Origin of the sequence: Pseudogulbenkiania ferrooxidans 2002, from assembly GCF_000174355.1 — a bacterium.
Lineage (GTDB): Bacteria > Pseudomonadota > Gammaproteobacteria > Burkholderiales > Chromobacteriaceae > Pseudogulbenkiania > Pseudogulbenkiania ferrooxidans.
Genome location: NZ_ACIS01000006.1, coordinates 15,788 through 28,218 on the forward strand (window position 1 = coordinate 15,788; position 12,431 = coordinate 28,218).

At 65.9% G+C, this 12,431-nt stretch carries 12 protein-coding genes; 10 read left to right on the plus strand and 2 right to left on the minus strand.

Annotation, left to right across the window (positions count from 1 at the left end):
* Positions 1-146: 146 nt before the first annotated feature.
* The 8 genes from FURADRAFT_RS11175 to FURADRAFT_RS11210 all read left to right on the plus strand — a co-directional run bounded on the left by FURADRAFT_RS11175 (position 147) and on the right by FURADRAFT_RS11210 (position 8,752).
* Positions 147-1,946: an extracellular solute-binding protein gene (locus FURADRAFT_RS11175; RefSeq protein WP_008954260.1), complete on the plus strand. Its 1,800-nt coding sequence runs from the start codon at positions 147-149 to the stop codon at positions 1,944-1,946.
* Positions 1,946-3,001, plus strand: coding sequence for a microcin C ABC transporter permease YejB (locus tag FURADRAFT_RS11180; RefSeq protein WP_008954261.1), 1,056 nt, complete (start codon positions 1,946-1,948; stop codon positions 2,999-3,001). Before FURADRAFT_RS11175 ends, FURADRAFT_RS11180 begins: the two co-directional genes overlap by 1 nt.
* Entirely contained in the window at positions 2,998-4,017 is a 1,020-nt protein-coding gene (locus FURADRAFT_RS11185) for an ABC transporter permease (RefSeq protein WP_008954262.1), read from the plus strand. Before FURADRAFT_RS11180 ends, FURADRAFT_RS11185 begins: the two co-directional genes overlap by 4 nt.
* Position 4,018: 1 nt before the next feature.
* Positions 4,019-5,587, plus strand: a complete 1,569-nt coding sequence (locus tag FURADRAFT_RS11190) for an ABC transporter ATP-binding protein (protein WP_008954263.1) — start codon at positions 4,019-4,021, stop codon at positions 5,585-5,587.
* A gap of 128 nt (positions 5,588-5,715) precedes the next feature.
* Positions 5,716-6,042 (plus strand): thioredoxin TrxA, encoded by a 327-nt coding sequence (gene trxA, locus FURADRAFT_RS11195; RefSeq protein WP_008954264.1) that lies wholly within the window; start codon positions 5,716-5,718, stop codon positions 6,040-6,042.
* A 124-nt stretch (positions 6,043-6,166) separates the two neighbouring features.
* On the plus strand, positions 6,167-7,423 hold the full coding sequence (gene rho, locus FURADRAFT_RS11200; RefSeq protein WP_008954265.1) for a transcription termination factor Rho: 1,257 nt from the start codon (positions 6,167-6,169) through the stop codon (positions 7,421-7,423).
* Between the two features lie 64 nt (positions 7,424-7,487).
* Positions 7,488-8,129 (plus strand): trimeric intracellular cation channel family protein, encoded by a 642-nt coding sequence (locus tag FURADRAFT_RS11205; RefSeq protein ID WP_008954266.1) that lies wholly within the window; start codon positions 7,488-7,490, stop codon positions 8,127-8,129.
* A gap of 5 nt (positions 8,130-8,134) precedes the next feature.
* Complete coding sequence (locus tag FURADRAFT_RS11210) at positions 8,135-8,752, plus strand: CoA pyrophosphatase (RefSeq protein ID WP_008954267.1); 618 nt, start codon at positions 8,135-8,137, stop codon at positions 8,750-8,752.
* A gap of 197 nt (positions 8,753-8,949) precedes the next feature.
* Here the strand turns inward: FURADRAFT_RS11210 and nadC are convergent, their stop codons facing one another.
* Complete coding sequence (gene nadC, locus FURADRAFT_RS11215; RefSeq protein WP_008954269.1) at positions 8,950-9,792, minus strand: carboxylating nicotinate-nucleotide diphosphorylase; 843 nt, start codon at positions 9,790-9,792, stop codon at positions 8,950-8,952.
* Between the two features lie 113 nt (positions 9,793-9,905).
* Between nadC and FURADRAFT_RS11220 the strand changes: the two genes are divergently transcribed.
* Both FURADRAFT_RS11220 and FURADRAFT_RS11225 read left to right on the plus strand, forming a co-directional pair.
* Positions 9,906-10,583, plus strand: a complete 678-nt coding sequence (locus tag FURADRAFT_RS11220; protein ID WP_008954270.1) for an energy-coupling factor ABC transporter permease — start codon at positions 9,906-9,908, stop codon at positions 10,581-10,583.
* A 2-nt stretch (positions 10,584-10,585) separates the two neighbouring features.
* Positions 10,586-11,353, plus strand: coding sequence for an ABC transporter permease (locus FURADRAFT_RS11225; protein WP_008954271.1), 768 nt, complete (start codon positions 10,586-10,588; stop codon positions 11,351-11,353).
* 49 nt (positions 11,354-11,402) lie between these two features.
* Here FURADRAFT_RS11225 and murB read toward each other — a convergent pair whose 3' ends face one another.
* Entirely contained in the window at positions 11,403-12,431 is a 1,029-nt protein-coding gene (murB, locus tag FURADRAFT_RS11230; protein ID WP_040652807.1) for a UDP-N-acetylmuramate dehydrogenase, read from the minus strand.

Genomic DNA, 12,431 nt, shown 5'->3' on the forward strand with positions numbered 1-12,431 from the left:
TTTTTTTGGTTTTCAAGCGCGGTAGCCTAGGGTAAAACAGCGACAGCATGCCGTCATGGCGCCGGGAACTGCGCCGGGCGGCGACGGTTCAGAGCATTCTCGGGCCGGTCCGCCAGGGGGCGGCCGGATCAGAACAAGAAGGTGACATGCGTATTTTGCTGCTGATAGGGGTGGTGGGGGTGTTGCTGGCCCGGCTGGCCGTGGGGGCGCCGGCGCTGGCGCTAGGCTACGCACCGAAATACCCGCCGAACTTCACTCATTTCGATTACGTCAATCCGGCCGCGCCCAAGGGCGGGCGGCTGGTGCTGCCGGCGCTGGGCAGTTTCGACACGCTCAACCCGTTTACCCTGAAGGGCGACAAGGAGGCGGGGGTCGGGACGCTGGTGGTGGAGACGCTGATGACGCAGGGCGAGGAGGAGCCGTTCACCGTGTACGGGCTGCTCGCCGACGACATCCGGCTGGCCGACGATGGACTGTCGGTGAGCTTCCACCTCAATCCGCGCGCGCGCTTCTCCAACGGCGACAAGGTCACGGCCGAGGACGTCAAGTTCTCGTTCGACACGTTGACGCGTGACCCGACCGCCTCGCCGTCGTACCGTTTTTACTGGGCCGACGTGGCGCGCGCCGTGGTGCTGGACGCCGCCAACGTGCGCTTCGACTTCAAGCGCCGCAACGCCGAGTTGCATCTGATCATCGCCCAGCTGCCGGTGTTCTCGCACAAGTGGCTGCCGCCCGGCACCAAGCTGGGCGACCGCGTGCTGCAAGCGCCGATCGGCTCCGGCCCTTACCTGCTGGAACAGTACGACCAGGGCAAGTTCTCCCGCTTCCGGCGCAACCCGGCGTACTGGGCGGCCAACGAGCCGGTGCGGCGCGGCATGTACAACTTCGACACCATTCTCTACCGCTACTACAAGGACGAGACGGCGCGGCTGGAGGCGTTCAAGGCCGGGGAGTTCGACCTGTCGGTGGAAAACGTCGCCAAGCAGTGGGCGCGCGGCTACCTCGGCAGCAAGTTCGAGGATGGCCGTATCGTCAAGAAGACGCTGCCGCACGGCAGTTCGGCCGGCATGCAGGGCTTCGTGTTCAACCTGCGCCGGCCGCTGTTCCGCGACAAGCGCGTGCGCGAGGCGCTGGCGCTGGCGTTCGACTTCGAATGGACCAACCGCCAGCTGTTCTATGGCCAGTACCAGCGCAGCGACAGCTACTTCACCAACAGCGAGTTGGCGGCCAAGGGGTTGCCGGGGCCGGACGAGCTGGCGCTGCTGAATCCCTTGCGCCGCAAGCTCGACCCCGAGGTGTTCGGCCCGGCGGTGGAGCCGCCGCAGGTGACGGGGCGCTACGGCGTGCGCACCAACCTGCGTCAGGCCCGCCAGTTGCTCTACCAGGCCGGCTGGCGCTACCAAGGCGGGCGCCTGGTGGACAAGCAGGGGCAGCCGTTCGAGTTCGAATTCCTGTCCTACTCGCGCACCTACGAGCGCATCGTCGCCTCGTGGCAGAAGCATCTGGCCAAGCTCGGCATCACGCTGACGGTGCGCGTGGTTGACCCGGCCATCTACCAGCGCCGCCTGAACGATTTCGACTACGACACCACCGTGGTGGTGTACGGGGCCAGCCAGAGTCCCGGCAACGAGCAGCTGGGCTATCACGGCAGCGAGGCGGCGCGCACGCCCGGTTCGAGCAACTGGGCCGGCGTGGCCGACCCGGCGGTCGACGCGCTGTTGCAGAACTTCCTGCACTTCAAGACGCGCCGCGACCTGATCGCCGCCAGCCGCGCGCTCGACCGCGTGCTGCGCGTCGGCCGCTACGTGGTGCCGAACTGGCACATTCCCTACCACCGGGCGGCATGGTGGAACCGCTTCGGCCAACCTTCCCGCCTGCCGCGCTATTACGACGCCACCAGCTGGGCGATCGAAACCTGGTGGGCCAAACCGCAGGAGGCACGCTGATGTGGCATTACATTCTCAAGCGCTTGCTGCTGATGATCCCGACCCTGGTGGGCATCCTCGCCATCACCTTCGCCATCATCCAGTTCGTGCCCGGCGGGCCGGTGGAGCAGATGGTGCAGCAGTTGACCCATGCCGGCGTCGCCGGCGAGGCGGCGCAGGGCGGCGGCAACAGTCCGTTCAAGGGCCGTGCCGGGCTGAGCCCGGAGGAGCTGGCCGCGCTCAAGGCGCAGTACGGCTTCGACAAGCCGGCGTTGCAGCGCTTCGGCGACATGCTGTTGAAGTTCTCCCGCTTTGACCTGGGCGAGAGCTTCTTCCACCACGAGTCGGTGTGGGCGTTGATCGTGTCCAAGCTGCCGGTGTCGATGAGCATCGGGCTGTGGAGCTTCTTCATCACCTACTTGGTGTGCATTCCGCTCGGCGTCAGCAAGGCGGTGCGCGACGGCTCGCCGTTCGACCTGTTCACCAGCACGGTGATCCTGGTCGGCTACGCCATTCCCGGTTTCGTGCTGGGGGTGGCACTGTTGGTGCTGTTTGGTGGCGGCAGCTTCTGGCAACTGTTCCCGCTGCGCGGGCTGGTCAGCGAGAACTGGGCCGACCTGGGGCCGCTCGACAAGGTGCTCGACTACCTGTGGCACATCACGCTGCCGGTGACCGCCTCGGTGGTGGGCAACCTGGCGGTGATGACGATCCTGACCAAGAACGTGTTCCTCGAGGAAATCCGCCGCCAGTACGTCTACACCGCGCGCGCCAAGGGGCTGTCCGAGCGGCGCATCCTCTACAAGCACGTGTTCCGCAACGCGCTGATTCCGCTCATCACTGGTTTTCCGGCGGCGTTCATCGGCGCCTTTTTCAGCGGCAGCCTACTGATCGAGACGCTGTTCTCGCTCGACGGGCTGGGGCTGTTGTCGTACGAGTCGGTGATCCGCCGCGACTACCCGGTGGTGATGGGCTCGCTCTACGTGTTCACGCTGATGGGGCTGGTGGCCAAGCTGCTGTCGGACCTGTCCTACGTGCTGGTCGACCCGCGCGTCAGCTTCGAGGAGGGCGGGCAATGAGTCTGACTCCCGGCCAGCGCGCCTGGCGCCGCTTCAAGGCCAACCGTCGCGGCTACGTCAGTCTGTGGCTGTTCGCCATCCTGTTCGTGCTGACGCTGGGTGCCGAGCTGCTGTCCAATGACCGGCCGCTGCTGGTGCGTTACCAGGGCGAGTTCTACTACCCGGTGCTGTTCGAGTACAACGAGACGGTGTTCGGCGGCGATTTCGATACCCCGGCCGACTACCTCGACCCCTACATCCGCGACCGGCTCTCCGCCAACGGCAATTTCGCCGTGTTCGCGCCCAACCCCTACAGCTACAACACGCTCAACTATTTCGCCAAGGCCCCCAACCCGGCGCCGCCGTCTTCGGCCAACCTGTTCGGCACCGACGATCGCGGCCGCGACGTGCTGGCGCGTCTGATCTACGGTTTCCGGCTGTCGGTGCTGTTCGCGCTGGCGCTGACCGTGGTCGGCACGCTGGTCGGCATCGTGCTGGGCGGGCTGCAGGGCTATTTCGGCGGCCGGCTCGACCTCACGCTGCAGCGCGTGATCGAAATCTGGGGCAGCCTGCCGGAGCTCTACCTGCTGATCATCCTGTCGTCGTTCTTCAACCCCAGCCTCACCTTGCTGCTGGTGCTGTTGGCGCTGTTCGGCTGGATGGGGCTCGCCGACTACGTGCGCGCCGAGTTCCTGAAGAACCGCCAGATGGACTACGTGCTGGCGGCGCGCTCGCTCGGGCTTGCCGATCGCCAGATCATGTGGCGCCACGTGCTGCCCAACAGCCTGACGCCGGTGCTGGCCTTCCTGCCGTTCCGCGTCAGCGGCGCCATCCTGGCGCTCACCAGTCTCGACTTCCTCGGCCTCGGGGTGCCGGCCAGCACGCCGAGCCTGGGCGAGATGCTGGCGCAGGGCAAGGACAACCTCGATGCCTGGTGGATCGCACTCTCCACCTTCACCGTGCTCACCGTCACGCTGCTGTTGTTGATCTTCATCGGCGAGGGGCTGCGCTCGGCACTCGACACACGCAAGGGCTGACATGGACCAACTTTTGTCGGTAGAAGACCTGCACGCCGGTTTCGGCTCCCGCGTCGCGGTGCGCGGCGTGAGCTTCACCGTGCGCGCCGGGGAAAAGGTGGCGCTGGTGGGCGAATCCGGTTCCGGCAAGACCGTCACCGCGCAGGCGCTGATGCGCCTCAATCCGGACGTGACGCTGTCCGGCGCGGTCCGTTTCAATGGGGAAGAGCTGCTCGGCGTGCCGGAACGCCGTCTGCGTCAGCTGCGCGGGCGCGAGATGGCGATGATCTTCCAAGAGCCGATGTCAGCCCTCAACCCGGTGTACACCATCGGCAACCAGATCATGGAGACGCTCAACCAGCACTTCGGGCTGGCACCGCGCGAGGCGCGCCGCCAGGCGATTGCCTTGCTGGCCCGCACCGGCATCCCCGACCCGGAAATCAAGGTCGACGCCTATCCCTTCCAGCTCTCTGGAGGCCAGCGCCAGCGTGCCATGATCGCCATGGCACTGGCCTGTCAGCCCAAGCTCCTGATCGCCGACGAGCCCACCACCGCGCTCGACGTCACGGTGCAGGCGCAGATCCTCGCCCTGCTCGACGAACTGCAGCGCGACCTCGGCATGGCGGTGCTGTTCATCACCCACGACCTCAACCTGGTGCGGCGCTTCGCCGACCGCGTGGCGGTGATGAAGGACGGCGAAGTGGTCGAAACGGGCACAGTGGCCGAGGTGTTCGGCCAACCCGCGCACCCCTACACCCGCGAGCTGCTGGCGAGCCGTCCCGACACCCTGGACGACGCCCCCGGCCAGGCCGCGCCACGCTTGCAGGCCGAGTCGATCCGGGTCGCTTTCAGCCGCCGCCGCGGCTGGTTCGGCAAGACCGTCACCCCGGTGCTGCACGGCATCAGTCTCGGCGTCCCCGCCGGACGCACCCTCGGCATCGTCGGCGAGTCCGGCTCCGGCAAAACAACGCTCGGGCTGGCGCTGATGCGGCTGATCCAGGCGGAAGGGCAGGTCACCCTCGACAGCACCCGGCTCGACACGCTCAGCGGGCAGGCCCTGCGCGCCTCGCGTCGCGACTACCAGGTGGTGTTCCAGGACCCGTTCGCCTCGCTGTCGCCGCGCCTGACCGTGGGCCAGATCGTCGGCGAGGGCGTGGCGCTGCATTTTCCCGAACTGGATGAGACGGCGCGACGCCAGCGTGTGCTCGATACCCTGACCGAAGTCGGGCTGGCCGCCGACAGCGTCGACCGCTACCCGCACGAGTTCTCCGGCGGGCAGCGCCAGCGCATCGCCATCGCCCGCGCCCTGGTGCTGCGCCCCAAGCTGATCCTGCTCGACGAGCCGACCAGCGCGCTCGACGCCACGCTGCAAAAACAGGTGCTGCAATTGCTGCGCCGGCTGCAGCACAAGTACGGCCTGAGCTACCTCTTCATCAGCCACGACCTGGCGGTGATCCGCGCCGTGGCGCACGAGGTGCTGGTGCTGAAGGACGGCAAGGTGGTCGAATCCGGGCCGACGCGGCGCGTGTTCGAGGCTCCCAGCCAGCCCTACACCCGCGATTTGCTCGCGGCGGCCCTGCTGGGGACTTGAAAGCACGGTGCCCAGCCTCATTATTATTGGCATGAAGCCGGTAGGGTTGCCCCTGGGGTCCGTGCTTGCTACCATCCCTTGTGCCATGCCGTTTGCCGGCAACAAGACAAAACCATCGAGAGGAAGATATGAGCGATCTGATCCAGCACGTGACCGACGATTCTTTTGAGCAGGACGTACTGAAGGCCCAGGGCCCGGTGCTGGTCGACTACTGGGCCGAGTGGTGCGGTCCGTGCAAGATGATCGCCCCTATCCTGGACGAAGTGTCGAAAGAGTACGACGGCCGCCTGAAAGTGGTGAAGCTGAACATCGACCAGAACGAGCAGACTCCGCCGAAATTCGGCATTCGCGGCATCCCGACGCTGATGATCTTCAAGGACGGCAACGTGGTTGCCACCAAGGTCGGCGCGCTTGCCAAGAGCCAGCTGACGGCGTTTATTGACAGCCACATTTAAACCGCCTATCCTTCTGTCAAATTCTTCACCAGCGGGCGACATCACTGTCGCCCGCTCCGTATCCGCTTCACACTCCTTGTCGAGCACTCCCGCTTAATCCGTATTCGAGTCGACCACGGCTGCCATGCACTTATCTGATCTAAAACACCTTCCTGTTACCGAACTCGTTGAGAAGGCCATTGCCAACGAGATCGACGGCGCCAACCGCCTGCGCAAGCAAGACCTGATTTTTGCCCTGCTGAAGAACCAGGCCAAGAAAGGCGAGAGCATTTTCGGAGACGGTACGCTGGAGGTGCTGCCGGATGGTTTCGGTTTCCTGCGCAGCCCGGATTCCTCGTACCTGGCCGGCCCGGACGACATCTACGTCAGCCCGAGCCAGATCCGCCGCTTCAACCTGCATACCGGCGACTCGATCGAGGGCGAAATCCGCACCCCGAAAGACGGCGAGCGCTACTTTGCATTGGTGAAGGTGGACAAGGTCAACGGCGGCCCGCCGGAGAACGCCAAGCACAAGATCCTGTTCGAGAACCTGACGCCGCTGTTCCCGACCGAGCGTCTGGTGCTGGAGCGCGACATCCGTGCCGAAGAGAACATCACCAGCCGCGTGATCGATCTGATTGCGCCGATCGGCAAGGGCCAGCGTGGTTTGCTGGTGGCTCCGCCGAAGTCCGGCAAAACCGTGATGCTGCAAAACCTGGCGCACGCCATCACTGCCAACCATCCGGAAGTCGAGCTGATCGTGCTGTTGATCGACGAGCGTCCGGAAGAAGTGACCGAGATGACCCGGTCGGTGCGCGGCGAAGTGGTGTCGTCCACCTTCGACGAGCCGGCCACGCGCCACGTGCAGGTTGCCGAGATGGTGATCGAAAAGGCCAAGCGCCTGGTCGAGCACAAGAAGGACGTGGTCATCCTGCTCGACTCGATCACCCGTCTGGCGCGTGCCTACAACACCGTGATCCCGGCCTCCGGCAAGGTGCTGACCGGTGGTGTCGATTCCAACGCGCTGCAGCGCCCGAAGCGTTTCTTCGGCGCCGCGCGCAACGTGGAAGAGGGCGGCTCGCTCACCATCATCGCCACCGCGCTGATCGATACCGGCTCGCGCATGGATGACGTGATCTATGAAGAGTTCAAGGGTACCGGCAACATGGAGATCCACCTCGACCGCCGCATGGCCGAGAAGCGGATCTTCCCGGCGATCAACATCAACCGCTCCGGTACCCGCCGCGAAGAGCTGCTGATTCCGCAGGACCAACTGCAACGCATCTGGGTGCTGCGCAAGCTGCTCTACCCGATGGACGATCTTGAGGCGATGGAATTCCTGCAGGACAAGATGCGCGCGACCAAGAACAATCTCGCGTTCTTCGATTCGATGCGTCGCTGAAGCGGCCGCCATTCACCAGCAGCGCCGGGCTTTCGAGTCCGGCGTTTTGTTATTGAGCAAAGCCATGGAACTGAGTCGTTTTGCTTCCATGCCGTGGTTTGCCGGCATCGGCACCGTGGCCTTCGCCTTTTCCGGCTACCTGGTCGGGGTGCGCAAGCAGCTCGACCTGCTGGGCATCCTGATCGTGGCACTGTTGACCGCCATCGGCGGCGGCATCCTGCGCGACGTGCTGGTCAGCCGCATCCCGCTGGTGTTCTATGATTACACTAACCTGATCGTCATTGCGGCGACGCTGCTGCTGTCCTGGCTTGCGGGCCTGCACCGGCGCGAGAGCGCCACCTTTGGCCGCTTGTTCCTGATCGCCGATTCGATCGGCCTGGTGGCGTTCAGCATGAGCGGTGCCCAAGTGGGACTGAGCCTGAATCTGAATGCCTTCGGCGTCGTGCTGCTGGGGTTCATCACCGCGGTGGGGGGTGGGGTGGTGCGCGACATGATGGTCAACGATATCCCCTTCATCCTGCACCGGGACTTCTACGGCATGGTGGCGATTCTGGTTGCCGCCGCCCTGTTTGCCATGGATGCCCTGGGGACGGTGAACGTTTTGACGCTGCAGCTACTCTTTATCTTGGGGTTGGGTGTGCGTCTGCTGGCACACTGGCGCGAATTGGCCCTGCCCAAGGTTCGTAGCGGCAGGCGCAGGGGGTGAGCGAGATGTTTCCGAGCGATGTGGAGGACGCCAGGCAGTGGATCCGGTCCCGCCTGGAGGGCGACTGGGAAACCGTCGTGGGCGGCGATCTGCCGCAGCGGCCCGCTACCGGCGCGGAGCGCCCGGCCGCGGTGCTGGTGCCCTTGGTGTGGCACGCAGAGGCGCCGGCGGTGCTGTTGACGCGGCGTAACGACGCGCTATCGACGCATGCCGGGCAGGTCAGCTTTCCCGGTGGCAAGATCGATCCGCACGACCCGAGCGCGGTACACGCGGCGCTGCGCGAGGCACGGGAAGAGGTCGGGTTGGCCGAAGCCGGCGTCGACGTGTTGGGCACACTGCCCGACTACATCACCATCACGCGCTTCCGGGTGACGCCGGTAGTCGGCCTGCTGGTGCCGCCCCTGGCGCTGGCGCCCGAGCCGTCCGAAGTGGCCGAGGTCTTCGAGGTGCCACTCAAGCTGGTGCTGGACCCTCGCCAGTACGAACGTCACAGCTACGTGCGCGACGGCATGGCCGGCGTCTACCTGTCCCTGACCTACGGCCCGCATCGTGTCTGGGGTGCCACCGCGGCCATGTTGCGGCAGCTGTCCGCCATCCTCAACCCCGGCGAGGCAGCGCTCTGATCTTAAGCCTGTAGCCCAGACGTCGTTCTCGACGTGGAAGGAGCCGGCGTCAGTACGGGGCGGCCGGAGCGCAGGAGCCGGAATGGACGCAGGGTCCATAAGGACCCTGGTCAGCGAATCTCGATTGGAGAGTTCGCTCGCTCAGAGTGCCACCCGCCCCAAGATCACTCTCGCGTAGCCACGTTGAGTGCGGCGTCTCAGAGCTGGAAGCGCATCGACAGGTCGATTGCCTCGACGTCCTTGGTCAGCTTGCCGACCGAGATGCGATCGACGCCGGTTTCGGCAATCGCCCGCACCGTCGTCAGCTCGACCCCGCCCGAGGCTTCCAGTTGGGCGCGCCCGGCGCTCAGGCGTACCGCTGCGCGCATGTCGTCCAGCGACATATTGTCCAGCAGCACCAGCTTGGCGCCGGCTTCGAGCGCTTCGTTCAGCTCTCCCAGTGTTTCTACTTCCACCTGCACGCTGACGCCGGCCGGCGCCAGGCGGCAGGCCTGCTCCAGTGCCTGGCGGATGCCGCCGGCGGCCATGATGTGGTTCTCCTTGATCAGGATGCCATCGTAGAGGCCGATGCGCTGGTTGTCGCCGCCGCCCACGGTGACGGCGTATTTCTGCGCCAAGCGCAGTCCCGGCAGCGTCTTGCGGGTGTCGAGGATGCGCGCGGCGGTGCCGGCCACCACGTCGACGTAGCGCCGGGTCTGGGTCGCCACCGCCGAGAGCAACTGCAGGAAGTTGAGCGCGGTGCGCTCGGCGGTGAGCAGGGAGCGCGCCGGACCGGCAATCTCGCACAGCACGGTATTGGCCGTGACGCGTGCGCCTTCCTCGACTTTCCAGTCGATGCGGCAGCGTGCGTCGACCTGGCGGAAGGTTTCCTCGAACCAGGCCTGCCCGCAGACGACGGCCTCCTCGCGCGCCAGCACTGTGGCCCGGCCGCTGGCGTGGTCGTCGATCAGCATGGCGGTCCAGTCGCAGCCGCCGATGTCTTCGGCCAAGCTGAGGCCGACTTGTTGGGCGATGAGGTGATGAGGGGGCAGGACTGGCATCGGGCGTTCTCCGCAAAAAGCGTATTGTAGCGGTCCGCCGCGGTGTTGTGGCGGCAGCGGGTCGGCCGCGTCTGGTATGATGAAGTAATTCTCCTCGCCGTCGTCGCCACCTCATGAATCTGCCCGCCGCTTTCTTTCCCCTCTGGGTGCAATGGTCGACCCTGCTGGCGGCCTTGGGACTGCTGGGGTGGGCGGCGAGCCGCGTGCGCTGGCGGGAGCTCGACCACGTCGCGCTCAACGCCTGGCTCGGCGCCTGCGTGCTGACCATGGCGATGTGGATGATGAAAGGCGGCCTCAAGCCCGGGCTGTCCTTCCACCTGCTGGGCGCGGCCATCCTGACCTTGATGATGGGGCACTGGCTGGCGCTCCTGGCGCTCGCCATCGTGCTGGCGGGGGTGACGGCCTACGGTGCCGGTGACTGGCTGGCGCTGGGGTTGAACTTCTGGCTGATGGCGGTGCTGCCGGTAACGCTGGTGAGTACCGTGCTGTGCCTGACACAGCGCCTGTTGCCCCCCAACCTGTTCATCTACGTGTTCGTCGGCGCGTTCCTGGCCGGTGGTGCCAGCCTGTTCGCCACCGGGCTCGCCGGCATCACGGTGCTGGGGATGACGGGCGCCTACCCCTGGGACGAGCTGCTGTCGGAGGCGCTGCCGTTCTACTTCCTGCTGTCCTGGTCCGAGGCCTTCACCTCCGGCCTGATCATGGCGATACTGATTGTGTATCGGCCGCGCTGGGTGGCGACCTTCGACGACAGCCGCTACCTCGACGACAACTCCGACCCGGGAGCCTGAGCATGCTGCCTCGCCTGTCGCTGCGCTTCATTCCGGTCTGGTTGCGCAATTTCCTGGTGTGGAAGAAGCTGGCGGCGCCGTCCATCCTCGGCAACCTGGCCGACCCGATGCTGTACATGCTGGGCCTGGGTTTCGGTATCGGCAGCCTGCTGCCGTCGATCGGCGGCGTGCCGTACATCCAGTTCCTGGCCGCCGGGACAGTGTGCTACAGCACGATGAACAGCGCGACCTTCGAGGCGCTGTACTCGGCATTTTCGCGCATGCACGTGCAGAAGACCTGGTCGGCCATCATCAACGCGCCGTTGACGGTGGACGACGTGGTGCTGGGCGAGTGGCTGTGGGCGGCGTCGAAGAGCGTGCTGTCGGGGCTCGCCATCCTGCTGGTAATGGGGCTCCTGGGGTTGATCAAGAGCCCGCTGGTACTGTGGATCGTGCCATTGATCGCGCTGTCCGGGCTGGCGTTTGCCGGCATGGGGCTGGTGGTGACGGCGCTGAGCCCGAGCTACGACTTCTTCATGTATTACTTCACGCTGGTGGTCAGCCCGATGATGCTGATTTCCGGGGTGTTCTATCCGGCGGAGAACCTGCCCGGCTGGATTCGCGCCGTGGCCGAGGTGCTGCCGCTGACCCACGCCATCCGTCTTGCCCGGCCGCTGGTCAACGCGACCGTGCCGCCGCTCATCTGGCCCAGCCTGCTGATCCTGCTGCTCTATGCTGTCGTGTCGTTCTCGCTGGCGGTGATACTGACGCGGCGGCGCCTGCTCAAATAACACCTGCTAGACGAGTTCACCACCGCGCCGTCGCCGTGCGTAAGGGGGCTCACAGCACCAGCGGTTCCGGCTCCAGCTCCACGCCGTAACGTTCCTTCACCGTGGCCTGCACTTTCTGCGCCAGGGTCCAGACTTCCTTGCCGCTGGCGTGGCCGTAGTTGACCAGCACCAGCGCCTGGCGCGCGTGTACGCCGGCGTCGCCCTCGCGGTAGCCCTTCAGTCCGGCACGGTCGATCAGCCAGCCGGCGGCGAGCTTGGTCTTGCCGGCGCCCGCCGGGTAGTGCGGCAGGTCGGGGTGATGCGCCAGCAGGGCTTCGGCCAACCCCGTGTCGATGATAGGGTTCTTGAAGAAGCTGCCGGCGTTGCCGAGCTGGGCCGGGTCGGGCAGCTTGGCCGTGCGGATGCGGATCACCGCTTCGCTGACGTCGCGCGGCGAGGCGCCGTCCGCCTTGCCCATCGCCGCCAGTTCCTTGCCGATGTCGCCGTAGCCGGTGTGCAGCGTCGACCGCTTGCTCAGGCGGAAGCGCACCGCGGTCACCAGCAGGCGGCCGTTCGCTTCGTGCTTGAACACGCTGTCGCGATAGCCGAAACGGCATTCGGCATTGGAGAGGATGCGCTGGGCGCCGTTGTCGTGCAGGTCGGCGCAGACCACCTCGGCGAGGCAGTCCTTGGCCTCAACGCCGTAGGCGCCGATGTTCTGGATCGGGCTCGCGCCCACGGTGCCGGGAATCAGGCTGAGGTTCTCGAGTCCGGCCCAGCCCTGCGCCAGCGTGTGCTGCACGAAGCCGTGCCAGTTCTCGCCGGCGGCGGCCTCGACCACGACCTCGTCGGCGTTCTCGCTCAGTACCGTGATGCCGCTGAGCGCCACCTTCACCACCAGTCCCGGGTAGTCGCCGGTGAACAGTAGGTTGCTGCCGCCGCCCAGCCACAGCACCGGTCCGCGCCGGTACGGTTCGCTCGCCAGCAGTTCGGGCAGCCGGGCCAGGTCGTCCAGCTCGCAGAACGTCGCGGCGCGCACGTCCATGCCGAAGGTGTTCAGCGTTTTGAGGGGGTGGTCATGAAGAAAAACAAGGCTCAC